Consider the following 23,505-nt stretch of genomic DNA (forward strand, 5'->3'; position numbering starts at 1 on the left):
TGCCTGTCCGGTGGCGGACTGCCCGGCGGCGGCGGTCTTTCTATGATCGCCGTCCATGTACGCCCCCCGTCGCCTGCCGCAGTCCCACTTCGTTCCCGTGCGCAACCTGCGCTACCACGTGCTCACCTGGGGCACGCCGTCGTCCACGCGCCCGCCGCTGGTGCTGCTGCACGGCTGGATGGACGTGGCGGCCTCCTGGCAGTTCGTCATCGACGCCCTGGCGCAGGAGCGCTTCGTGGTCGCCCCCGACTGGCGCGGCTTCGGCCAGACAGAGGGCGGCGGCGTCGACAACTACTGGATGCCGGACTACCTGGCCGACCTCGACTGGCTGCTCGACCACTATGCGGGCGACCATCCGGTGGATCTGGTGGGCCACAGCATGGGTGGCAATGTCGCGATGCACTATGCCGGCGTGCGTCCGGAGCGCATCCGGCGCTTGGTCAACCTCGAAGGCTTCGGCATGCCCGCCTATTCGCCAGAGGAGGCCCCCAAGCGCTACGCCCGCTGGATCGACGAGAACAAGCGGCTGCACGAAGGCGGCATGCGCCTCTCGGGCTACAGCGCGCCCGATGGCGTGGCCCGCCGGCTGATCAAGACCAACCCTCGGCTGTCACAGGACAAGGCCGACTGGCTCGCGCGGCAGTGGGCACGCCCGGTTCGGCAGGACGACGGCAGCGAACGCTGGGAAATCCAGGGAGACGCCGCGCACAAGGTGATCAACGCCAACCTCTTCCGCGTCGACGAGACCCTGGCGCTCTATGCCGCCATCACAGCGCCGGTGCTGGCCGTGGTGGCCAGCGACGACAGCCTGCATGGCTGGTGGAAGGGTCGCTACACCCTGGACGAGTTCCACCAGCGTCTTCGCGCGCTGCGCGAATGGCACGAGGCACGCGTGGAAGACGCCGGCCACATGCTGCATCACGACCAGCCCGAACAGGTGGCGTCGCTGATCGAAGCGTTCTTCGCCGCGGGCTAGATCCCGCCCGCCGGGCCGGGGCGGGACAAGCGGCGTTTTCCGACAGTCGGCGTGCACATCCTCGGGCAGACTCGACCGGTTTTGCTCCGATCACGCACCGCCCATGGACCGACGCCCCGCCATCGCCAACGATGAGTTCCGCCGCCTGCTCAGCCGCAACGTCAAGTTGCCTCTGCTCCTGGGCGGGCTGGGCGCCGTCGTCTTCGTCGCGCTCATCGGCTACCTGCTGTCGGTCATCAGCTGGGTGGAGCACACCGACCGCGTCACCCGCACTGCCACCGAGACCCAGTTGCTGCAGGCCGACATGCAGGCCGCCGTGCGCGGCTACCTGCTGACCGGCAACGGCGCCTTTCTTCAGCCCACCGACGCCGCACGCAACCGCGCCCATTCCCTGCTGGGCGAGTTGCGCGTTCTGGTCTCGGACAACCCCCAGCAGGTGCAGCGCGCCACCAAGCTCGACGAGCTGCAGCGCGCGTGGGAAAGCTACGCCGACGAAATCGTGGAGGCCAAGCAGCGCGGCGAAGAGATCGGCGACCGCCTGCAGTCCGGCCGCGGCAAACGCCTGGCCGACGAATCCCGCGCCACGCTGGACGCCTTCCTGGGCACCGAGCAGATCCTGCGTGCGGAGCGCAACCGAAGTGCCAACCGTGCCGCCATCGGCGTGGTCGCCGGCTATCTGCTGCTCAGCGCCCTCATCAGCGTGGTGCTCGCCATCCTGGGCCGGCGCCAGATGCTTCAGTTGTCCGACCGCTACGGCCGCGCCCTTGCCGAGCAGGCGGAACACGGCGAACGCATGGAGGCGCAGGCCTGGCTGCGGGGTGCCCAGAACGAGCTGGCCAGCCGCACGGTGGGTCAGCTCACGGCGCAGCACCTGGGGCGACAGGTGCTGGAGTTCTGCGCCCAGCACCTGCGCAGCGCCGTCGGCGCGGTCTACGTGCACGACACCGACGGCAGCCTGCGCCGCGTGGCCAGCTACGGCTTCTCGCGCGAGGCCGAAGCCGCGTCGCAGAGCTTCCTGCCGGGCGAAGGCCTGGTGGGCCAGGCGGCGGCGCGCGGCGAGCTGATGGACGTCACGCCGGTGCCACCCGGCTACCTGCGCGTGAGCTCGGGCCTGGGCGAGGCCCCACCGCACACCGTGCTGTTGCTGCCGATCGCGCACGAAGGCCAAGTCAACGGCGTCGTCGAACTGGGTTTGCTCACCTCGCCCTCTGCGCGCGAGCTGGAACTGCTGCGAAACGTGGCCGAAGACGCAGGCAGCTCCATGGCTGCCGCCCGCTACCGCGAGCGCCTGCAGCAGGTGCTGGCCGAGACCCAGCAGCTCAACGAGGAGCTCCAGGTGCAGCAGGAAGAGCTGCGCACGGCCAACGAGGAGCTCGAGGAGCAGTCCCGCGCCCTCACCGAAAGCCAGGTCAACCTCGAGAACCAGCAGGCCGAGCTGGAGCAGATCAACAGCCAGCTGGCCGAGCGCACCGAGCAGCTCGACCAGCGCAACGCGGCGCTGCGCCGCGCCCAGTCCGACCTGGAAGAACGCGCCGACGCCCTGGCGCGCGCCAGCCGCTACAAGTCGGAGTTCCTGGCCAACATGTCGCACGAGTTGCGCACGCCGCTGAACAGTGTACTGATCCTTTCCAAGCTGCTGGCCGACAACAGCCAGGGCAACCTGAGCGAGGAGCAGGTGCGCTTCGCGCGCTCGATCCACGACTCGGGCAACGACCTACTCACGCTGATCAACGACGTGCTGGACATCGCCAAGGTCGAGGCCGGCCGGCTGGACATCCATGCCGAATTCCTGCCCGTGGCGCGGTTGGTGGACTCGCTGCAATCCACCTTCACGCCGCTGGCACAGAACAAGTCGCTGGCGCTGCGCATCGAGGTCTCGCCGGACGCGCCGGCCCACCTCATCTCCGACCGGCAGCGGGTGGAGCAGATCCTCAAGAACCTGCTTTCCAACGCCATCAAGTTCACCGACCGGGGCGAGGTGCTGCTGAGCGTGCAGCCCGGTCCGCAGGGCGGCGTGCGCTTCGACGTGCGCGACTCCGGCATCGGCATCGCCCCGGACCAGCAGGCGCTGATCTTCGAGGCCTTCCACCAGGCCGACGGCACCACCAGCCGCAAGTACGGCGGCACGGGGCTGGGGCTGTCGATCTCGCGTGACCTGACGCGCCTGCTCGGCGGCACCCTCACCGTCAGCAGCGAACTGGGCCAGGGCAGCACCTTCACGCTGAGCCTGCCGGCCGACGTCGCGCAGCGCCTGGAGGGCGACGACGCCGCACCGCTGCCGCGCAGCAGCACCGCGGCGCCAGCGCCAGTGGCCCTGGCGCCGCTGCCCGTCCCTGCCCAGGCCGCACCGCCCACACCGCAGCCGGCACCGGCCCCGACCTTCGCCGATGACCGCGGCCAGCTGGAGGACGACGTCCGGCGCGTGCTGGTGATCGAGGACGAACCGCAGTTCGCCCGCATCCTGTACGACCTGGCGCACGAATACGGCTGGCGCTGCCTGGTGGCCCACGGCGCCGCCGACGGCTTCGCGCTGGCGCAGGAGCTGCAGCCGCACGCCATCCTGCTGGACATGCGCCTGCCCGATAGCTCAGGCCTTGCCGTGCTGCAGCAGCTCAAGGACGACGCGGGCACCCGCCACATCCCGGTGCACGTGGTCTCGGCGCAGGACCAGGCCGAGGCGGCACTGCACATGGGCGCCGTGGGCTATGCGCTCAAGCCCACCACGCGCGAGCAGCTGCAGGCCGTGTTCTCGCGGCTGGAGGCGCGCCTGGCGCAGAAGGTCAAGCAGGTGCTGCTGGTGGAAGACGACGACGTGCAGCGCGAAAGCGTGGTGCACCTGATCGGCGACGACGACGTGGCCATCACCGCCGTCGGCACCGGCGAGGAGGCCCTGGCGCTGCTGCGCGAACGGGTCTTCGACTGCATGATCACCGACCTGCGCCTGCCCGACATGCAGGGCGGCGAACTGCTGCAGCGGATGTCGTCGGAAGAGATCTGCTCCTTCCCGCCCGTCATCGTCTACACCGGCCGCAACCTCACGCGCGACGAGGAGGCCGAGCTGCTGCGCTATTCGCGCTCGATCATCATCAAGGGCGCCCGTTCGCCCGAGCGGCTGCTGGACGAAGTGACGCTGTTCCTGCACAAGGTGGAGTCGCAGCTGTCGGCCGAGCGCCAGAGCATGCTGCGCACGGCCCGCGAGCGCGACCGCGTGTTCGAAGGCCGGCGCATCCTGCTGGTGGACGACGATGTGCGCAACATCTTCGCCCTCACCAGCGCGCTGGAGCAGCGCGGCGCCAAGATCGAGGTCGCGCGCAACGGCCGCGAGGCGCTGCACAAGCTCGACGCCGTGCCCGACATCGACCTGGTGCTGATGGACGTGATGATGCCGGAGATGGACGGGCTGGAGGCCACGCGCCGCCTGCGCAGCGATCCGCGCTTCCGCAAGCTGCCGGTCATCACCGTCACGGCCAAGGCCATGAAGGACGATCAGGAACAGTGCCTCGCCGCGGGTGCCAGCGACTACCTGGCCAAGCCCATCGATCTCGACCGACTGTTCTCGCTGCTGCGGGTGTGGATGCCGCACATGGAGCGACTGTGAGCGCCCACACCACAGGCGAAGCCGACGGGGGTCGGACGGGTCTGCGCTCGTCGGACGTCACCGGGACCGCAGCCGACGCCACCCGCCCCGCGCCGCCGCCGCCCAGCGCATCGGACATCGAACTGCGCCTGCTGATGGAGGCCATCTACCTGCGCTACAGCCACGACTTCCGCGACTACACCGGCGCATCGCAGAAGCGGCGCGTGCACTACGCGCTGGAGCAGATGGGCTATCGCAGCATCTCGGCGCTGCAGGAGCAGGTGCTTCGCGACGACCAGGTCTTCGGCCGACTGCTGCAGTACCTCACCGTGCCGGTCAGCGAGATGTTCCGCGACCCGGACTACTTCCTCGCGCTGCGCCAGCAGGTGGTGCCGGTGCTGCACACCTATCCGTCGATCAAGGTCTGGGTGGCCGGCTGCAGCACGGGCGAGGAGGTCTACTCCCTGGCCATCCTGCTGCGCGAAGAAGGGCTGCTGGAGCGCTCGCTGATCTACGCCACCGACATCAATCCGCAGTCGCTGGAGAAGGCGCGCCAGGGGATCTTCCCGGCCGATGCAGTGCGCGAGTACACGGCCAACTACCAGCGCGCCGGTGGTCGCAAGTCCTTTTCCGACTACTACACCGCGGCCTATGGCGGCGCGCGCTTCGACCCCGCTCTGCGGACCAACGTGATCTTTGCCGACCACAGCCTGGCCACCGACAGCGTGTTCGCCGAGACGCACCTCGTCTCCTGCCGCAACGTGCTGATCTACTTCAACCGCCGGCTGCAGGACCGCGCGCTGGGCCTGTTCCACGACTCGCTGTGCCACCGCGGCTTCCTCGGCCTGGGCTCGAAGGAGAGTGTGGATTTCTCCGCCTTTGCCGAGCGCTTCGCGCCGGTGGCGCGGGCGGAACGCATCTTCCGCAAGGCCGCCTGATGTCCGCGCCTCGCCACCCGCCCACCGTGCGCGGCACCGAACCGGACCGCGGCCTGCTCGAGGACGGCGAAGTCGATCCGGGCGCGTTGCGGCGCGTGGACGCCGTGGTGGTGGGTGCTTCCGCCGGCGGCGTCGATGCCCTGCTGCGCCTGACTGCCGCGCTGCCCACGCCCTGGCACCTGCCGCTGGTGGCGGTTCTCCACCTGCCGCAGGACCGCGAAAGTCGCCTGGCGGACATCTTTGCCCACCGCCTGCCCATGGCCGTGTGCGAAGCGCGGGACAAGGCGGCGGTCGCCGCCGGCACATTGCACTTCGCGCCGCCCGGCTATCACCTCTTCATCGAGACAGACCACCACTTCTCGCTGAGCTGCGAGCCGCCTGTGCATTTCTCCCGACCGTCGATCGACCTCCTGATGAGTTCCGCGGCCGACGCCTACGGGCCCCGGGTGGCGGGCCTGCTGCTCACGGGTGCGAACGAGGATGGCGCGCGCGGCCTGGCGGACATCGGCCTGGCGGGCGGCCTCACCGCCGTACAGTCGCCGAGCGAAGCCATGGCGCCCCAGATGCCCCGATCCGCCCTGGCCCTGTGCCAGCCCGATTTCGTCCTTCCCTTGGCCCACCTGCGCCGGCTGCTGATCCTGCTCGACGCCCAGCACCATGCCCACTGACCCGTCCGAGATCGAAACCAAGCTGCTGATCGTCGACGACCTGCAGGAGAACCTGATCGCGCTCGAAGCGCTGATCCGTGACCCGGGGCGCCGCGTGTTCCAGGCGCGCTCGGGCGACGAGGCGCTCGCGCTGATGCTGGAGCACGAGTTCGCCCTGGCGGTGCTGGATGTGCAGATGCCCGGCATGAACGGCTTCGAGCTGGCCGAGCTGATGCGCGGCACCGAGCGCACGCGCACCATCCCGATCATCTTCGTCAGCGCCGCCGGCCGCGAGCTCAACTACGCCTTCCAGGGTTACGAGAGCGGCGCCGTCGACTTCCTGCACAAACCGCTGGACGCGCACATGGTGCGCAGCAAGGTCAGCGTCTTCGTCGAGCTCTACCACGGCCGCATGGCGCTCAAGCGCGAGATGGACGCGCTGGCCACGCTGCACCGCGAGCAGCAGGCGCTGGTGGCCGAGTTGCGCGAGGCGCGCGCCGACCTGGAGCGCGCGGTGCGCATGCGCGACGACTTCATGTCCATGGTCTCGCACGAACTGCGCACGCCGCTTAACACGCTCTACCTGGAAACGCAGGTGCGCAAGATGCACCTGGCGCGCGGCCACATGTTCTTCTTCACGCCCGAGCGGCTGAAGGAGACGGCCGAGCGCGACCAGCGCCAGATCCAGGCCATGGTCCGCCTGATCGACGACCTGCTGGACGTCACCCGCATGCGCAACGGACGCCTGTCGATGAGCCCTCAGGCCTTCGACCTGAGCGCCATGGCCCGCCGTGTGGTCGCCGCGCTCGCACAGCAGGCGGAGGCGGCGGGCACCACCATCCATTTGGAGGCGGCCGAGCCGCTGACCGGCGTGTGGGACGAGTTCCGCCTGGAGCAGGTGCTGACCAACCTGCTGACCAACGCCCTGCGTTATGGCGGCGGCAAGCCGGTGGACGTGCACGTCGGGCTGCGCGGCGAAGAGGCGGTGATGAGCGTGCGCGATCGCGGCATCGGCATCGCGCCCGAGGACCAGGCCCGCATCTTCCAGCAGTTCGAGCGCGCCGAATCGGGTCGCCGCGAGGTGGCCAGCGGCCTGGGTCTGGGTCTGTTCATCACGCAGCAGATCGTGCAGGGCCACGGCGGCCGCATCGAACTGGAGAGCGCACCGGGCCAAGGCTCCGCCTTCCATGTGGTGTTGCCCTTCGAGCCGCCCTCGGCCGAAGACGCCGCGTGAGAAAATCCCGCGTTTCCCCGAATACCCGCAAGAACAGGATCGAACCATGGACGCAGAACAGATCAACCTCATTGGCACCACCCTGGCCGACCTGAGCACCCGGACGGCCGACTTGCGGAGGTATCTTTGACTTCGATGCCAAAGCCGAACGCCTGAGGACCGTCAACGCCTCGCTGGAGGACCCGTCGGTCTGGAACGACCCCAAGAAGGCCCAGGAGCTGGGCAAGGAAAAGAAGGCGCTGGACGGCGTGGTGCTGGTCATCCAGCGCCTGGAGCGCGAGCTGGCCGACAACACCGAGCTCTACGAGATGAGCAAGGAAGAAGGCGACGAGGCGGGCCTGAAGGCCATCGCCGACGATGCCGAGGAGCTGCGCAAGGAGATTGAGCAGCTCGAGTTCCGCCGCATGTTCAACAACCCGGCCGACCCCAACAACTGCTTCGTCGACATCCAGGCCGGTGCCGGCGGTACTGAGGCGCAGGACTGGGCCAGCATGCTGCTGCGCCAGTACCTCAAGTACGCCGAGCGCAAGGGCTTCAAGACCACGGTCGAGGACGAATCCCCCGGTGAAACCGCGGGCATCAAGAGCGCCACGATCAAGGTGGAGGGCGAGTACGCCTTCGGCCTGCTGCGCACCGAGACCGGCGTGCACCGCCTGGTGCGCAAGTCGCCCTTCGACTCGTCGGGGGGGCGCCACACCAGTTTCGCCTCGCTGTTCGTCTATCCGGAAATCGACGACTCCATCGAGATCGAGATCAACCCCTCGGATGTGCGTGTGGACACCTACCGCGCCAGCGGCGCTGGCGGCCAGCACATCAACAAGACCGACTCGGCGGTGCGCCTGACGCACTTGCCGACCGGCATCGTGGTGCAGTGCCAGGACGGCCGCAGCCAGCACAGCAACCGCGACGTGGCCTGGAAGCGGCTGCGCTCGCGTCTGTACGACTTCGAGATGCGCAAGCGCCTCGAGGAGCAGCAGAAGCTGGAGGACAGCAAGACCGACGTCGGCTGGGGCCACCAGATCCGCAGCTACGTGCTGGACAACAGCCGCATCAAGGACCTGCGCACCGGCGTCGAGATCTCGGCCACGCAGAAGGTGCTCGACGGCGACCTGGATCCGTTCATCGAAGCCTCGCTGAAACAGGGCGTCTGATGCCCGACCGCAGCCCGCGTCCCGAGGGTGCCGCCCTGTCCGTGCAAGCCCTCATCTTCGACATGGACGGCACCATGATCGACTCCATGCCCTGGCATGCGAAGTCGTGGGTGGCCTTTGCCCAGCGGCATGGCATCACCATGCCGGCCGAGGAGATCCTGCGCCGCACCACGGGCCGCACCGGCACCGAGTGCATGCGCGAGGTCTTCGAGCGCGAGCTGCCACCGGACGAATGCCTGGCGCTGGTCAACGAGAAGGAAGCGATCTACCGCGAACTTTTCGACGGTCCCTTCGCCGAGGTCGCGGGCTTCACCGCCTTCGCGCGGCAGGCCGCAGCCCGCGAGTTGAAGATCGCCGTCGGCACCGCCGGCGACCGGCACAACATCGCCTTCGCCCTTGAACGCCTGAAGATGGACCCGCCGCCGCTGGCCATCGTCGGCGGCGACGAGGGCCTGCGCGGCAAGCCCGAACCCGACATCTTTCTCGAAGCGGCCCGCCGCATCGACGCCGATCCCGCGCGCTGCATCGTCTTCGAGGACGCGCCCTTCGGCATCGAGGCCGCGCGCCGCGCCGGCATGCATGCGGTGGCCGTGTGCAGCACCCACCGCGCCGACGAACTCGCCGGTCCGCATGTGATCGCGACCGTGCGCGACTACCACTTTCTCCTCCGCTCAAATTTTCTGGAGACGCTCGATGTTGCTCTCTCGTGATGCCCAATCGCCCCAGCCCGTCGCCATCCAGCGCGAGGACTATTCGCCGCCGGCCTACTGGATCGACACCGTCGACCTGTGTTTCGACCTCGACCCGGCCAAGACGCGCGTGCTCAACCGCATGAAGCTGCGGCGCAACCCGGACGTGGCGGCCCAGCCGCTGCGGCTGGACGGCGACGAGCTCAACCTGGCGCGCGTGCTGGTCAATGGCCAGGGCGCCGCCTTCCGCATGGAAGGCAGCCAGCTGGTGATGGACGGCCTGCCCGATGAGTTCGAGCTCGAGATCTTCACCACCTGCTGCCCGGCGAAGAACACCAAGCTGATGGGCCTGTTCGTCAGCCAGAACACCTTCTTCACCCAGTGCGAGGCCGAGGGCTTCCGCCGCATCACCTACTTCCTGGACCGTCCGGACGTGATGGCCAGCTACACCGTCACCCTGCGCGCCGACAAGGCGGCCTACCCGGTGCTGCTGTCCAACGGCAACCTGGTGGAGGAAGGCGAGCTGCCCGAGGGCCGCCACTTCGCCAAGTGGGTGGACCCCTTCAAGAAGCCGGCCTACCTGTTCGCCCTGGTGGCCGGCAAGCTGGTGGCGCGCGAGCAGCGCATCAAGGCCCGCAACGGCCGCGAGCACCTGCTGCAGGTCTACGTGCGCGCCGGCGACCTGGACAAGACCGAGCATGCGATGAACTCGCTGATCCACTCGGTGCTGTGGGATGAGGCCCGCTTCGGCCTGCCGCTGGACCTGGACCGCTTCATGATCGTCGCCACCAGCGACTTCAATATGGGCGCCATGGAGAACAAGGGCCTGAACATCTTCAACACGAAGTACGTCCTCGCCAGCCAGGCCACGGCCACCGATGCCGACTACGCCAACATCGAGAGCGTGGTGGGTCACGAGTACTTCCACAACTGGAGCGGTGATCGCGTCACCTGCCGCGACTGGTTCCAGCTCTCGCTCAAGGAGGGGCTGACGGTCTTCCGCGACCAGGAGTTCAGCATGGACCTGTGCGCCGAGCCGTCGGCGCGCGCGGTCAAGCGCATCGAGGACGTACGGGTGCTGCGCACGGCGCAGTTCCCCGAGGACGCGGGGCCGATGGCCCATCCGGTGCGGCCCGACAGCTACATCGAGATCAGCAACTTCTACACCGTCACCATCTACGAGAAGGGCGCCGAAGTCGTCCGCATGATGCAGACGCTGGTGGGCCGCGAAGGCTTCGCGCGCGGCATGACGCTGTACTTCGAACGCCACGACGGCCAGGCCGTGACCTGCGACGACTTCGCCCAGGCCATCGCCGACGCCAATCCCGAGAGTGAGCTGGCCCGCCGTCTGCCGCAGTTCAAGCGCTGGTACAGCCAGGCCGGCACGCCGCGTCTGGCCGCCACCGGCAACTACGACGCGGAGGCCCGCACGTACACGCTGGCCTTATCGCAGAGCTGCCCACCCACGCCCGGCCAGCCCGTGAAGGAGCCCTTCGTCATCCCGGTGGCCGTGGGCCTGTTGGGCGCGGATGGCCGCGCACTGCCGCTGCAGCTGGAAGGCGAGGCCCAGCCCGCCGGCGAATCGCTCACGCTGGTGCTGCACGAGGCCGAGCAGTGCTTCACCTTCACCGGCCTGGACGAGGCGCCGGTGCCCTCCATCCTGCGCGGCTTCAGCGCGCCGGTGGTGCTGCAGTTCGACTACACGCGCGACCAGCTGCTGACCCTGCTGGCCCACGACAGCGATCCCTTCAACCGCTGGGAGGCCGGACAGCGCCTGGCGCTCGGTGCCGCGCTCGCCGCCATCGGCGACGACAGCCGCCAGCCCGACGCACCGGTGCTGGACGAGGCCTTCATCGGCGCCATGCGCCAGGTGCTGCGCAATGGCGCGCTGGATGCCGCCTTCAAGGAACTGGTGCTGACGCTGCCCTCGGAGGTCTACATCGCCGAGCAGCTGGACGTGGTCGATCCGCAGCGCGTGCACCGCGTGCGCGAGGCCATGCGCACCCAGCTGGCCACCGCCCTGTTCGCCGAATGGCAGCAGGCCTACGAGGACAACAAGGACACCGGCGCGTACCGGCCCGAGCCGGTCTCGGCCGGCCGCCGTGCGCTGGCCGGCATGGCGCTGGCGCACCTGTGCATCGCCGCACGCGAGTCGGGCGACGCCGTCTGGCCCGGCAAGACGCTGCAGCGCTTCAAGGACGCGTCGAACATGACCGACCGCTTCAATGCGCTGACGGCGCTGGTCGTGGCGGGTCATCCGCTGGCGGCGCAGGCCCTGGCGCGCTTCCACGCCATGTTCAAGGACGAGGCGTTGGTCATCGACAAGTGGTTCAGCCTGCAGGCCGGCGCGCCCGACCGCGGCGGCGACGTGCTGCCGCTGGTCAAGCAGCTCACGCGGCATGCGGACTTCTCCATCAAGAACCCGAACCGCGCGCGCAGCGTGATCTTCAGCTACTGCAGCGCGAACCCCGGCGCCTTCCATCGCCTGGACGCCGCCGGCTACGTGTGGTGGAGCGAGCGGGTGATCGAGCTCGACGAGATCAACCCGCAGGTTGCCGCCCGGCTGGCCCGTGCGCTGGACCGCTGGAACAAGCTGGCCGAGCCCTACCGGGGCGCCGCGCGCGAAGCCATTGCCCGCGTGGCGGCCCGCCCGGGCCTGAGCAAGGACACGCTCGAGGTCGTCAGCCGCGCCCTCGCCCCCTGATTTTTTGAAACCCTCCCAGGAGACCCCATGGCCTCTCAGAACATTTCACTCACCCGCTACCTGGTCGAGCAGCAGCGCGTCGATGGCCTCATTCCGGGCCAGCTGCGCCTGCTGCTGGAGGTGGTGGCCCGCGCCTGCAAGCGCATCAGCCTGTCGGTCAACAAGGGCGCCCTGGGCGGCGTGCTCGGAACCGCCGGCAGCGAGAACGTGCAAGGCGAGGTTCAGAAAAAGCTGGACATCATTGCCAACGAGGTGCTGATCGAGGCCAATGAATGGGGCGGGCACCTCGCCGCAATGGCCAGCGAGGAGATGGACAGCATCTACGTGGTGCCCAACCGCTACCCGCAGGGCGAATACCTGCTGATGTTCGACCCGCTCGACGGCTCCAGCAACATCGACGTCAACGTCAGCATCGGCACCATCTTCAGCGTGCTCAAGAAGCCGGACGATCACCCGGGCGTGCAGGAAGGCGATTTCCTGCAGGCGGGCTGCAAGCAGGTGGCCGCCGGCTACTGCCTCTATGGCCCGCAGACGGTGCTCGTGCTCACCGTGGGCGATGGCGTGGCCATGTTCACGCTGGACCGCGAGCAGGGCAGCTTCATCCTCACGCAGGACAAGATGGAGATCCCGGCCGACACCAAGGAATTCGCGATCAACATGAGCAACATGCGCCACTGGGACGCTCCGGTGAAGCGCTACATCGACGAATGCCTGGCCGGCAAGGACGGCCCGCGCGGCAAGGACTTCAACATGCGCTGGATCGCCAGCATGGTGACCGACGTGCACCGCATCCTCACCCGCGGCGGCGTGTTCATGTACCCCTGGGACAAGCGCGAGCCCGAGAAGCCGGGCAAGCTGCGCCTGATGTACGAGGCCAATCCGATGGCCTGGCTCGTCGAGCAGGCCGGCGGTGCGGCCACCAACGGCCGCGAGCGCATCCTCGACATCCAGCCCCAGAAGCTGCACGAGCGCGTGTCGGTGATCCTCGGCTCCAGGAACGAGGTCGAGCGCGTGACGAAGTACCATTTGGAGGCGTGAGCTTTTAGGCGCTATACTCTCGGGCTGCTTACAAAGGCACTCACCACAGTGCCTTCCTGCTTTAGAATAAATTTTTCGCCGGCGTAGCTCAGTTGGTAGAGCAACGCACTCGTAACGCGTAGGTCACCAGTTCGATTCCGGTCGCCGGCACCATCTCAAAGCCCGCAAGCTGATGCTTGCGGGCTTTTTTGTTGGCTGACGCACTCAGGCGCCGTGCCGCGTCCGCGGCAAGTCGAGGCCGCGCGTTGTACGACACAGTAAGCTCCTCCCCCTTCCCCCAGACCGCACAATGCCCACGCAGACCGACTGGCTCGGCACCCTCGCACACCTGAGGCCAGCGGCGGGCATGTGGCTGGCCGCTGCTGCTGCCCTGCTGTGCGGCTGGCATGCACTCAAGGCCAGCCGCACCGTCCCCCAACGAATCGACCGCTGCGGGGCCGCGTTGCTCGCCACGGTGCTCTGGACCATGGGGCTGACGCTCTCGGTCCGTGCCGGAGCCGGACTCGGCCTGCATGGGATGAGCGGTGAAGAGGCCGCCTGGGGCTGGCCCCTGCTGCCCGGCGCGGCAGCCGCGGCCGCACTGGCGGCCAGCGTCAAGGCATCCTCCCGCTGGCGCGCGGGCGCTGCGGCCATGGTCGGACTGGTCGGCACGGCGCTTTTCATCGGAAAAGGCTCTTCGCCCCTTGGCTTCATGAGCGTGATGCTGGCCGCCGCCGCGCTGGCCATGCTGCTGGCCTATGCACTGATGCGAGCGCCCCGGATGCCAAAGGCCCAGCGGCCATGGCACCCTGCAGTCTGGGCTCTCGCTGCGCCGCCGGTGGCCGCAACCATGGCCGCCATCGGCACGCTGACCGATCCCCTGACCGAGCCGGCATTGCCCGACTGGCACGGTCTGCCCTGGCCCCAGCAGTGGTTCGGACTGTGTGCCCTGGCACTTCTGTACATCGGCATGTGCGGCATCCGGCAGTCGCGGGCCCAGGCGGCGCGGCTGAACGCGCTGCAGCAGCGATTCGATCTGGCGCCCGATGGGCTGCTGGTTCTCGACCGCGATCACCACATCACCGCTGCGAACGCGGAGGCGCTGCGGCTACTGGACCTGAGCGCAACCGACGTGACCGGCAAAGCGCTTCCGGCCCTGCTCGATGCTGCCGGCACCGACCTCTCCGAGTGGCTCAAGGATCCGGCAAACAGCCCGGCCGGCCCGGGCGAGCGCCGGGCGTTGCGTCCCCTGCCGAGTGGCGGCAGTCTGGCACTCCGGCTCACCCGCTCGGCCCTCGGCCACGACGCATCGGGGCGCGAGACGGGGCGCATCGTCGCGCTGGCCGACATCAGCGTGCAGCATGCCGAGGAAGAAGCGATCCGGCAGCGTGAGCGTCGCTACCGCGCCCTCATCGACAACATCCCCGGGGTCTCCTTCAGCCACCTGCTCGACGACGCGCACACGACGCTCTTCGTCAGCCCCAGCGTGGACGCCCTGACCGGCTGGCCTGCCTCCGACTTCACCTCGGGGAGGCGGAGCCTGGCGCACCTGATCCATCCCTCCGACCGGCAGCGCATCCAGCAGGCCCTGGTTCTGGCGGCCGGCCTGGCCGAAGGTGGGCCGGTGACGGCCGAGTTCCGGCTGCTGCATCGCAGCGACGCCGAGCGCTGGGTCTGGTTCACCGGCCAGGTGACCCATCCGCGCGAGGGCGGAGCTCCACGCCTCGACGGTGTGCTGCTCGACATCACCGAGACCCGGCGCCACCACTGGATGCAGGGCGGCACGGCCGAGGCTGTCCAGCGGGTGATGGGCGTGGCGGTATTCGCCATGGACGGCCGCATCGAGTGGGCCAACGACCGCATGCTCGGCTGGATGGGCTACACGCTCGAAGAGTTCACCGCCCGCCACCACCACGACCTGGTGGATGCCGCCGCTGGCCGCCAGACCGCCTTCGACGCGCTCTGGCAGCGCCTGCGCCGCGGAGAATTCGAGGTCGGCGAATACCGCCGCATGACCCGGCAGGGCCAGGAGTTCTGGCTGCAGGGCTCGTACAACCCCATCTTCGACGCCGACGGCATCGTGGTGCGCGTGGTGCTCCTGGCGCAGGACATCAACCCCCGCCGCCAGATGGAGGGCGCCCTGCGCGAGGCCAAGGCCCGCGCCGAGCAGGCCGCGGCGGCGCGCACCATGTTCCTGGCCAACATGAGCCACGAGATCCGCACGCCGATGAACGCGATCCTCGGCTTCACCGAGCTGCTCCTCGAAGGCCCGTTGGCGGTCGAGCAGCGTCGCCACCTGCAGACCGTGCGCCAGTCGGCCCAGAGCCTGCTGGGTCTGCTCAACGGCATCCTGGACACGGCCAAGCTCGACCGCGGCGCACTGGAGCTGGAGCTGTCCGACGTCTGCCTGCGCGAGTTGCTGGAACAGACCGCCGCCTCCCTGGGGCTGGAGGCCGAGCGCAAGGGCCTGGTCCTGCAGGTGCACTGGGACGAGGCACTGGACACGCATTTCCGCGCCGATGCCGTCCGGATCCGCCAGGTGCTGACCAACCTGCTGGGCAACGCCATCAAGTTCACCGAGCGCGGTGAGGTGCGCCTCGCCGCGCGCCGCGCAGGCGACCTGGTCGAACTGTCGGTGCAGGACACGGGCATCGGCATCCCGTCCGATCGGCTGACCGCCATCTTCGACCCCTTTGCACAGGCGGATGCGTCCACCAGCCGGCGCTTCGGCGGGACCGGCCTGGGCACCACCATCGCGCGCCAGCTCACCGAGCTCATGGGCGGGCGTATCGAAGTGCAGAGCACGCCGGGGCAAGGCAGCCTCTTCCGCGTGCTGCTGCCGCTGAAGGTGGCCTCTGCCCCGACGCACCCGGGCATGCAGGTGCAACCCACGGCGGAGCCGCCACCGCTGTCGGTGCTGGCCGTGGACGACGTGCCCGAAAACCGCGATCTGGTCCGTCTGGCACTTGGACAGCGGGGCCACCAGGTGAGCATCGCCGCCGACGCGTCCGAGGCGCTGGCGTTGCTGATGAAGCACCGCTTCCACGTGGTTCTGCTGGACGTGCACATGCCGGGCATCGATGGTCTGGAAGCCGCCCGCCGCATCCGTGACTACGAGGCCTCCCTGAGCCTGCCACTCACACCGCTGATCGCCCTCAGCGCGAGCGTGCTGCCCGCCGACCGGCAGGCCGCGCGCGCCGCCGGCATGGAAGGCTTCGTCCCCAAGCCTTTCGAAGCCGCCCAATTGCTGGCCGAGATGGCGCGCGTCACCGGCCTGCAGCGCAGCGGCGGTGAGCTCGCCCTGCCGATGCCGCAGGACCGACCCGCCAGCGTGACCCCGCAGTCCGGCATCGACTGGGCCCGCGGGATCCGCACCTGGACCGACGAATCCGCGCTGCGCCGGGCGCTGGACAAGATGCTGGCCGAGCATGGCGCGGCCGCAGCCGCCATCGCCGAAAAGGTCGAGCACGGGCGGCTCGACGACGCCCGCCAGATCGCCCACCGTTTGCGCGGCCTGGCCGGCAACCTCGCCTGCGACGGCCTGTCTGCCGCCGCCACACGCATCGAACTGGCGCTGGCCCAGGGCGAAACGGATACGGCACGCCAGGCCATTCCCACCTTGAGTGCCGAATTCGACGCCGTGCAGGCCGCCCTGGACAGCCGTCCCCCGCCGCGCCCCACGCCGGACAGCGCACGCGTCCTCCTGGACCTCGAGCGCCTGCGCGCCGCCTTGGGAGAACTGCTGCGCGCCATCTGCCGCAACGAAATGGCCGGCGATGAGGACTGGCCGGCCCTGGCCGCCACGCTGGCCGTCATGGAAGAAGGCGCGACTGCGGACGCATTGCGGCAGGCCCTGGACAGTTTCGAGTTCGGCACCGCCGCCCGGCTCCTAGAATCGCTGATCGACCGGTTGCCGCCCGATGCGGCCCTGGCAGGCGAGAAGGCTTCCCACCCATGACCGACCTCTCCGCGATCCAGCGGCCTACCGTGCTCGTCGTCGACGACGAACCCCTGAACCTCCAGGTGGTACGCAGCATGCTGCACGCGGACTATCGCCTGGTCTTCGCCAAGGACGGCCGAAGCGCGCTGGCGCTGGCCTCCGCCGCGGCCCCCGACCTGGTGCTGCTGGACGTGATGATGCCGGGCATGACCGGCTACGAAGTCTGCCGCGAACTCAAGAGCCACGAACTCACGCGTTACGTGCCGGTCATCTTCGCCACCGCACTGGCCGACGAGGCCAACGAGGAGCTGGGCCTGGCCTGCGGCGCCGTCGATTACGTGGTCAAGCCGCTCAACGCCGGCATCCTGCGCGCCCGCATCCGCACCCACCTGTCGCTGGTGCGCATGGAGGAACTGCAGGCCACGCGGTTGCAAGCCATCCGCTGTCTGGGCGCCGCCGCCGAATACAAGGACAACGAGACCGGCATGCATGTCGTGCGCATGAGCCACTATGCGCACCTGCTGGGGCTGGCCTCGGGCTACGGCCCGGCCGAAGCAGACGACCTGCTGCACGCCGCGCCCATGCACGACATCGGGAAGATCGGCATTCCCGACGCCATCCTCCAGAAACCCGGGCCCCTGACCCCCGAAGAACGCGCGGTGATGATGACCCACCCGATCATCGGCGCCGACATCCTCGGCAATCATCCGTCGCGCCTGTTCCAGCTGGCGGGCACCGTCGCGCTGACCCACCACGAGAAATGGGATGGGAGCGGCTACCCCCACGGCCTGGCCGGCGCGGACATTCCGCTGGTGGGTCGGATCGTCGCGCTTGCTGATGTCTTCGACGCCCTCACCAGCGTGCGCCCCTACAAGCCGGCGTGGCCCGTCGAAGAAGCCATGGCCTGGATCCGCAGCCAGAGCGGCAGCCACTTCGACCCCACGCTGGTGGACCTGCTGCAGCAGAACATGCCACGCATCCTCGAGATCAAGGCCCAGTTCGGCGACGACGCAGCCGACATCATGCTGCTCGATCCGGAAGACCACTGACCGTGGCTTTCGCTGCGGCCCTGCTGCTGTGCCTTGTCACGGCCGTGAGCGATGGCGACACCCTGCGCGCCGAGTGCGATGACGGCGAGGCGCTGACGGTGCGCGTGCACGCCATCGATGCCCCCGAATCCGGCCAACCCCACGGCCGCAATGCGCGGCGTCTGATGGCGCGACTGGCGCTGCACCGCGAGGTAGCGCTGCACTGCATGGACCGCGACCGCTACGGCCGGGCGGTCTGCGCCGTGCAGGTGCCGCCGCCGGAAGATCCGGACGCGCCCCCCAGCGTGGATGCCGGAGAAGCCATGCTGGAGGCAGGCATGGCGTGGTGGTATCGCCAGTACGCCGAAGCGCAGACGCCCTCCGCCCGGCGCCGCTATGCCGCCGCCGAAGCGCGGGCGCGGCGGGCACGGGTCGGACTGTGGAAGGCAGCGAACCCGACCCCGCCCTGGCAATGGCGCCGCGAGCAACGAGAACTCGATACTGACGACGCAGAACGGGGGCATTGAACGCAGCGCCGCAGCGCGAAACCTGCACGACCTGGCAGTGCTCCTCCCAAGCAGCCCGCAACTTCATCGGCCGACTGAAAGGAAGGCGCCGAAGCCAGCGGACCTAGGCGGCTGGCAGCGGACGCGCTTGCACGCGGTCGATGCGCCGCCCTTCCAGCGCGAGCACCTCGAAGCCCCAGCCTGCGCATTCGATCTGCTCGCCCACGGCCGGCAGGTGCCCCGAGACGGACATCAGCAGCCCGGCCACGGTGTTGTAGCGGCCACGCTCCTCGTCCGGCAGTTCGCGGATGGCCAGCCGGGCCCGCAGCTCCGAGACCGGCATCAGGCCATCGAGCGTCCAGCTGCCGTCGGCCTGAGGCATCGCCCAGGCGTCCGCCGGCACATGGGGGTGCAGCTCGCCGGTGATGGCCTCCAGCAGATCGCGCGGCGTCAGCAGGCCCTGCACCACGCCGTATTCGTCCACCACCAGCACCATCCGCCCTGCCTGGGCGCGGAACTGCTCCAGCAGCTCCAGGCCGGTCAGCGTCTCCGGCACGAAGGACGCCGGCTGCGCCAGCGTGCCCAGCGCCCCCTCGTGCGACGGCCCAAGCTTGAGCAGCTGCGCCACGCTCACGACGCCCACCACGTCGTCCAGCGAATTTCGGCAGACGGGATACCAGGAATGCATCAGGTTGATGGCGCCGGCTGCGGCCACCTTCTGCAGGGCTTCGGCTACCGTCAGGTTGGCGGGCATCCACTCGATGTCGCTGCGCGGCACCATCAGCGAGGACAGGCGGCGATCGTCCAGGTGGAAGACGTTGCGCACCATCTGGTGCTCGTGACGCTCGATGACGCCTGCGTCCACGCCCTCCTCCAGGCTGGCGGAAATCTCCTCCTCGGTCACTGCGCGCGCCGCCGTGGCATCGATGCGCAGCAGCCGCAGCGTGGCCGCCGTGGTGCCGGAGAGCAGGTAGACGAAGGGCTTGGTGCCCTTGGCCAGCGCACGCATCGGGCGCGACACCCAGCGCGCCACCGGCTCGGGATACAGCTGGCCGATTCGCTTGGGCACGAGCTCGCCGAAGATGATCGTGAAGAAGGTGATGCCGGTCACCACCAGCGCGGTGGACAGGATGCTGGCCGGGCCTTCGCCCATCCCCCATTCCTGCATCCGGATGGCCAGCGGACCCGCGAAGGCCGATTCGCCCACGATGCCGCTGAGCATGCCGATGGAGGTGATGCCGATCTGCACCGTCGACAGGAACTGCGTCGGCATGTCCATCAGCTTGAGCGCTGCGGCCGCCCCCGGATCGCCCGTCTCCGCCAGTGCCGCCAGGCGGGCTCGGCGCGAGGTGGCCAGGGCCATTTCGGACATCGCGAACAACGCATTGCACGTCGTCAGCAAGGCCAGCAGAAGGATATCCATCGAGAGGTCAAGGGGAGAATGAGGGCATGGCACTCTATCTCATCGGTGATGTGCAGGGCTGCGACGAGGCGCTGGGCCGCCTGCTCGACACCCTGGACTTCTCGCCCAGCCGGGACCGGCTGGTGCTGCTCGGCGACCTGATCAACCGCGGCCCCGACTCCCTGGGCGTGCTGCGCCGGGTGCGGGCACTGGGCGACGCGGCCCGCAGCCTGCTGGGCAACCACGACCTTCATCTGCTCGGCGTGGCCCATGGCGTGCGCAAGCCCGGACGGCGCGACACGCTCGCGCCCATCCTGGACGCACCCGATCGCGCGGCCCTGCTGGACTGGCTACGCCACCGCGCGATGGCGCTGCACGAGCGCATCGGCGGGCGCGACCTGCTCATGGTGCATGCAGGCGTGCTGCCCGCCTGGACCGTGGCCGACTCGATGGCCCGGGCGCACGAGCTGGAGGTCGTACTGCGCAGCCCGCATCTGGGCCAATTCCTCACGGAGATGTACGGCAACGAGCCGGCTGCCTGGTCCGACGATCTCGCGGGCAGTGCGCGCCTGCGGGTGATCGTCAACACGCTCACCCGCCTGCGCTTCTGCAGCCCGGAAGGAACGATGGAATTCGAGGCCAAGGACAGCGCGGCCGAGGCCCCGGTGGGCTATCTGCCCTGGTTCGATGTGCCCGGCCGGCGTACGGCCGAGGCCGTGGTTGCCTTCGGCCACTGGTCGACGCTGGGCTGGCTCTCACGGCCGGACCTGCTGTCGACCGACACAGGCTGCGTATGGGGCGGTTGCCTGACGGCCGTACGCCTCGGCGCCACACTGGATGAGCGCGAGCGGATCGAGGTGCGCTGCTCCCAGGCGCAGGCGCCGAGCTGAGCGCGCGCCCTCACGCAGCGGCAGAGGCGGCTCAGGCCGTGCCGAGCACCTTGTCCAGGCCGGCCTTCAGGTGGCCCACGCTGCGGTCGACATTGCGCCACTTCTCCAGGCCGAACAGCCCGATGCGGAAGGTCATGAAGTCCGGCCCCTCGCCACACTGCAGCGGCACGCCGGAGGCGGTCTGCAGGCCGGCCTCGATGAACTTCTTCGCGCTCTGGATGCCAGGGTCGGTGGTGTAGCTCACCACCACGCCCGGCGCCTTGAAGCCTTCGGCGGCCACGCTGGGCAGGCCGCGGGACTCGAGCAGCGTACGCACCTTGTCGCCCAGTTCGAACTGCGCCTGGCGCGCCGCTTCGAAGCCCCAGTCGCGCGTCTCCCTCATCACGTCGCGCAGCAGCACCAGTGCGTCGGTGGGCATGGTGGTGTGATACGCATGCTGGCCGCGCTCGTAGCCCTCGGCGATCTGCATCCACTTCTTGAGGTCGCAGGAGAAGCTGCTGCTGGTCGTGCCATCGATGGCTTCGCGGGCGCGCTCGCCCAGCATCACCATGGCGCAGCAGGGCGAGCCGCTCCAGCCCTTTTGGGGCGCGCTGATCAGCACGTCCACGCCGGTGGCCTGCATGTCGACCCAGACGGCGCCGGACGCCACGCAGTCCAGCACGAACAGGGCGCCCACCTCGCGGGCAGCGGCGCTCACGGTGCGCAGGTAATCGTCGGGCAGCAGGATGCCGCTGGCGGTCTCCACATGCGGCGCGAAGATGACCTTGGGCTTTTCGGCGCGGATGATGGCGGCCACCTCTTCCGCCGGGCAGGGTGCCCAGGGCGCCTGCGGCCCCTCGCCCTGCTGGCGGGCCTGGCAGACCACCGCGCCACCACCCAGGCCGCCAGCGTCGAAGATCTGGCTCCAGCGGTAGCTGAACCAGCCGTTGCGCACGATCAGCACCTTCTCGCGGTTGGCGAACTGGCGGGCCACCGCCTCCATGCCGAAGGTGCCACTGCCCGGCACCAGCACCGCGGTGCGCGCGTGATAGACCTCTTTCAGCGTCGCCAGGATGTCCTGCATCACGCCGGTGAAGCGCTTGGACATGTGGTTGAGGGCGCGGTCGGTGTAGACGACCGAGAACTCGAGCAGGCCGTCGGGATCGACGTGGGGCAACAGGCCGGGCATGGGAGTCTCCTTTTTGTGGATGCAGGGTACCGGCCAGCGACCGGCAGAAAAACAAAGGCTGGCACGCGTGCCAGCCCTGGGGACCATCGCAGCGGCCCGACCCGCGAGGGCCGGTCGCGCAGCGGCACTCAATTCTGCTGCTGCGGCTCCGCCGACTTGAACAGCGCGGCCACCTTGCGCTTGGTGCGGATGTTGCCCGATCCTGGCTGCTTGGGCGCCGGCGCCTTGGCGGTCTGCTCCCAGGCGGGTGCCTCGTCACCGCCAGCGGCCTCGTAGGGCTTGTCGAAGAAAGGATCACGCGGTGCGTGGGTGCGCTGCGGGCGCGGGGCGCGGTAGCCCTCGGCCGACGCGGGGGCGCTGCTGCGGGGTCGGTCGAGCGCGTCGCGGGCATCGCCCGTCTCGCCGTCCTCGCGCCAACGGCGGCGACCGTCGTTCATGCGGCCGCGCGGACGCTCGTCGTCCATCTCCAGCGGCTGCAGCTCGATCCTCTTCTTGATCAGCTTCTCGATGTCGGCCACCAGACGGGCGTCATTGCCGCCGCCGGCAAAGCTCACGGCCAGGCCCGAGGCGCCTGCACGGCCGGTGCGACCGATGCGGTGCACGTAGTCCTCGGCGTTGAAGGGCACGTCGTAGTTGAAGACGGCGGGCACGTCCTTGATGTCCAGGCCGCGGGCCGCGACGTCGGTGCACACCAGCAGGTCGACTTCTCCGGCCTTGAAGGCGGCCAGCGCCTTCAGGCGTTCGTCCTGGCTCTTGTCGCCGTGCAGGGCGGTGCAGCGCAGGCCCTCGCGCTCCAGCGAGCGGGCCAGCCGGGCGCAGCCCAGCTTGCTGTTCACGAAAACGAAAGCCTGGGTGATGCCGCGCTGACGAACGATCTGCTTGAGCGCGCGCCGCTTGTCGTCTTCATGGACACCATAGAACACCTGCTCGACGGTGGAGGCCGTCTCGTTGGGCCGGGCCACCTCGATGGTGATCGGGTCCTGCAAATAGCTGGAGGCCAGCCGCTTGATCTCGGGCGAGAAGGTGGCCGAGAACAGCAGCGTGGTGCGCTGCTTGGGCAAGTACGACAGGATGCGCTGCAGGTCGGGCAGGAAGCCGATGTCGAGCATGCGGTCGGCCTCGTCGAGCACCACGTACTCGACCTGGTTCAGCACGGCATTCTTGGCTTCGATGTGGTCCAGCAGCCGGCCGGGCGTGGCCACCAGCACCTCCACCCCCTTCTTCAGCTCGGCGGTCTGCGGCTTCATGTCGATGCCGCCGAACACCACCGCGCTGCGCAGTTGGGTGTACTTGGCGTAGAGCTTGACCTGCTGGGCCACCTGGTCGGCCAGTTCGCGCGTGGGCAGCAGCACCAGCGCACGAACCGGGTGCCGGGCCGGCGAGGTCGAGGCGTTCTCATGCTTAAGCAGGCGATGCAGCAGAGGCAGCGAGAAAGCGGCGGTCTTGCCGGTGCCGGTCTGGGCGGCACCCATCACGTCCTGGCCGGACAGCACCACCGGAATCGCCTGCGCCTGGATCGGCGTCATGTGTTCGTAGCCCATGTCGGCCACGGCGCGCTTCAACGGGTCCGCCAGCGCGAGGTCGGAATAGAGAGTACTCATAGGAAGTCCGCGATTGTCGCATTGCCGCAAAAAACGG

General features: G+C 69.0%; 16 protein-coding genes and 1 tRNA gene. 14 read left to right on the plus strand and 3 right to left on the minus strand.

Annotated elements, in window-relative coordinates; genetic code table 11:
• Positions 1–55: 55 nt before the first annotated feature.
• The 13 genes from QZ772_RS07925 (at position 56) to QZ772_RS07985 (ending at position 18,428) form a co-directional block, all read left to right on the plus strand.
• Positions 56–976: an alpha/beta hydrolase gene (locus QZ772_RS07925; protein WP_295524512.1), complete on the plus strand. Its 921-nt coding sequence runs from the start codon at positions 56–58 to the stop codon at positions 974–976.
• Between the two features lie 103 nt (positions 977–1,079).
• Positions 1,080–4,574, plus strand: a complete 3,495-nt coding sequence (locus QZ772_RS07930) for a response regulator (RefSeq protein WP_295524513.1) — start codon at positions 1,080–1,082, stop codon at positions 4,572–4,574.
• A 134-nt stretch (positions 4,575–4,708) separates the two neighbouring features.
• Complete coding sequence (locus QZ772_RS07935) at positions 4,709–5,491, plus strand: protein-glutamate O-methyltransferase CheR (RefSeq protein WP_295524556.1); 783 nt, start codon at positions 4,709–4,711, stop codon at positions 5,489–5,491.
• Entirely contained in the window at positions 5,491–6,159 is a 669-nt protein-coding gene (locus QZ772_RS07940; protein ID WP_295524514.1) for a chemotaxis protein CheB, read from the plus strand. The genes QZ772_RS07935 and QZ772_RS07940 overlap by 1 nt, the downstream gene beginning before the upstream one ends.
• Complete coding sequence (locus QZ772_RS07945) at positions 6,149–7,372, plus strand: hybrid sensor histidine kinase/response regulator (protein WP_295524515.1); 1,224 nt, start codon at positions 6,149–6,151, stop codon at positions 7,370–7,372. Before QZ772_RS07940 ends, QZ772_RS07945 begins: the two co-directional genes overlap by 11 nt.
• A 46-nt stretch (positions 7,373–7,418) precedes the next feature.
• Positions 7,419–8,523 (plus strand): peptide chain release factor 2 gene (gene prfB / locus QZ772_RS07950; protein WP_295524516.1). Its coding sequence is split into 2 segments (ribosomal slippage): positions 7,419–7,499 and positions 7,501–8,523, totalling 1,104 coding nucleotides; the frame shifts between segments, so codons are not numbered across the junction.
• Positions 8,523–9,233, plus strand: a complete 711-nt coding sequence (locus tag QZ772_RS07955) for an HAD family phosphatase (RefSeq protein ID WP_295524517.1) — start codon at positions 8,523–8,525, stop codon at positions 9,231–9,233. The genes prfB and QZ772_RS07955 overlap by 1 nt, the downstream gene beginning before the upstream one ends.
• Positions 9,217–11,916, plus strand: coding sequence for an aminopeptidase N (pepN, locus tag QZ772_RS07960; protein WP_295524518.1), 2,700 nt, complete (start codon positions 9,217–9,219; stop codon positions 11,914–11,916). Before QZ772_RS07955 ends, pepN begins: the two co-directional genes overlap by 17 nt.
• 27 nt (positions 11,917–11,943) lie before the next feature.
• A complete protein-coding gene (locus tag QZ772_RS07965; protein WP_295524519.1) occupies positions 11,944–12,954 on the plus strand; it encodes a class 1 fructose-bisphosphatase in 1,011 nt (336 codons plus the stop codon).
• A gap of 77 nt (positions 12,955–13,031) precedes the next feature.
• Positions 13,032–13,107, plus strand: a tRNA-Thr gene (locus QZ772_RS07970).
• Positions 13,108–13,243: 136 nt separating this feature from the next.
• The gene (locus QZ772_RS07975) at positions 13,244–16,891 is read left to right on the plus strand and encodes an ATP-binding protein (RefSeq protein WP_295524520.1); all 3,648 of its coding nucleotides are present in this window, start codon (positions 13,244–13,246) and stop codon (positions 16,889–16,891) included.
• The gene (locus tag QZ772_RS07980) at positions 16,888–17,922 is read left to right on the plus strand and encodes an HD domain-containing phosphohydrolase (protein ID WP_295524521.1); all 1,035 of its coding nucleotides are present in this window, start codon (positions 16,888–16,890) and stop codon (positions 17,920–17,922) included. The genes QZ772_RS07975 and QZ772_RS07980 overlap by 4 nt, the downstream gene beginning before the upstream one ends.
• A gap of 2 nt (positions 17,923–17,924) precedes the next feature.
• Positions 17,925–18,428, plus strand: coding sequence for a thermonuclease family protein (locus tag QZ772_RS07985; protein ID WP_295524522.1), 504 nt, complete (start codon positions 17,925–17,927; stop codon positions 18,426–18,428).
• A 103-nt stretch (positions 18,429–18,531) separates the two neighbouring features.
• Here the strand turns inward: QZ772_RS07985 and QZ772_RS07990 are convergent, their stop codons facing one another.
• Positions 18,532–19,830 carry a hemolysin family protein gene (locus tag QZ772_RS07990; RefSeq protein WP_295524523.1) on the minus strand — a complete coding sequence of 433 codons (1,299 nt, stop codon included), beginning with the start codon at positions 19,828–19,830 and terminating at the stop codon, positions 18,532–18,534.
• A 26-nt stretch (positions 19,831–19,856) separates the two neighbouring features.
• On the opposite strand from QZ772_RS07990, the gene QZ772_RS07995 reads away from it, so the two are divergent.
• On the plus strand, positions 19,857–20,699 hold the full coding sequence (locus QZ772_RS07995) for a symmetrical bis(5'-nucleosyl)-tetraphosphatase (RefSeq protein WP_295524524.1): 843 nt from the start codon (positions 19,857–19,859) through the stop codon (positions 20,697–20,699).
• Between the two features lie 31 nt (positions 20,700–20,730).
• On the opposite strand, the gene QZ772_RS08000 is transcribed toward QZ772_RS07995, so the two are convergent.
• Complete coding sequence (locus QZ772_RS08000; RefSeq protein ID WP_295524525.1) at positions 20,731–21,867, minus strand: aminotransferase class V-fold PLP-dependent enzyme; 1,137 nt, start codon at positions 21,865–21,867, stop codon at positions 20,731–20,733.
• Between the two features lie 128 nt (positions 21,868–21,995).
• The gene (locus tag QZ772_RS08005; RefSeq protein ID WP_295524526.1) at positions 21,996–23,468 is read right to left on the minus strand and encodes a DEAD/DEAH box helicase; all 1,473 of its coding nucleotides are present in this window, start codon (positions 23,466–23,468) and stop codon (positions 21,996–21,998) included.
• Positions 23,469–23,505 lie beyond the last annotated feature (37 nt).

It is taken from the genome of uncultured Pseudacidovorax sp. (assembly GCF_913773995.1).
In the GTDB taxonomy this organism is placed as follows: Bacteria; Pseudomonadota; Gammaproteobacteria; order Burkholderiales; family Burkholderiaceae_C; genus Xenophilus.

Coding starts and splice junctions, on each gene's coding strand:
- QZ772_RS07925 (WP_295524512.1), top strand. CDS start 56: ATGTACGCCCCCCGTCGCCTGCCGCAGTCCCACTTCGTTCCCGTGCGC.
- QZ772_RS07930 (WP_295524513.1), top strand. CDS start 1,080: ATGGACCGACGCCCCGCCATCGCCAACGATGAGTTCCGCCGCCTGCTC.
- QZ772_RS07935 (WP_295524556.1), top strand. CDS start 4,709: ATGGAGGCCATCTACCTGCGCTACAGCCACGACTTCCGCGACTACACC.
- QZ772_RS07940 (WP_295524514.1), top strand. CDS start 5,491: ATGTCCGCGCCTCGCCACCCGCCCACCGTGCGCGGCACCGAACCGGAC.
- QZ772_RS07945 (WP_295524515.1), top strand. CDS start 6,149: ATGCCCACTGACCCGTCCGAGATCGAAACCAAGCTGCTGATCGTCGAC.
- QZ772_RS07955 (WP_295524517.1), top strand. CDS start 8,523: ATGCCCGACCGCAGCCCGCGTCCCGAGGGTGCCGCCCTGTCCGTGCAA.
- pepN (WP_295524518.1), top strand. CDS start 9,217: ATGTTGCTCTCTCGTGATGCCCAATCGCCCCAGCCCGTCGCCATCCAG.
- QZ772_RS07965 (WP_295524519.1), top strand. CDS start 11,944: ATGGCCTCTCAGAACATTTCACTCACCCGCTACCTGGTCGAGCAGCAG.
- QZ772_RS07975 (WP_295524520.1), top strand. CDS start 13,244: ATGCCCACGCAGACCGACTGGCTCGGCACCCTCGCACACCTGAGGCCA.
- QZ772_RS07980 (WP_295524521.1), top strand. CDS start 16,888: ATGACCGACCTCTCCGCGATCCAGCGGCCTACCGTGCTCGTCGTCGAC.
- QZ772_RS07990 (WP_295524523.1), bottom strand. CDS start 19,830: ATGGATATCCTTCTGCTGGCCTTGCTGACGACGTGCAATGCGTTGTTC.
- QZ772_RS07995 (WP_295524524.1), top strand. CDS start 19,857: ATGGCACTCTATCTCATCGGTGATGTGCAGGGCTGCGACGAGGCGCTG.
- QZ772_RS08000 (WP_295524525.1), bottom strand. CDS start 21,867: ATGCCCGGCCTGTTGCCCCACGTCGATCCCGACGGCCTGCTCGAGTTC.
- QZ772_RS08005 (WP_295524526.1), bottom strand. CDS start 23,468: ATGAGTACTCTCTATTCCGACCTCGCGCTGGCGGACCCGTTGAAGCGC.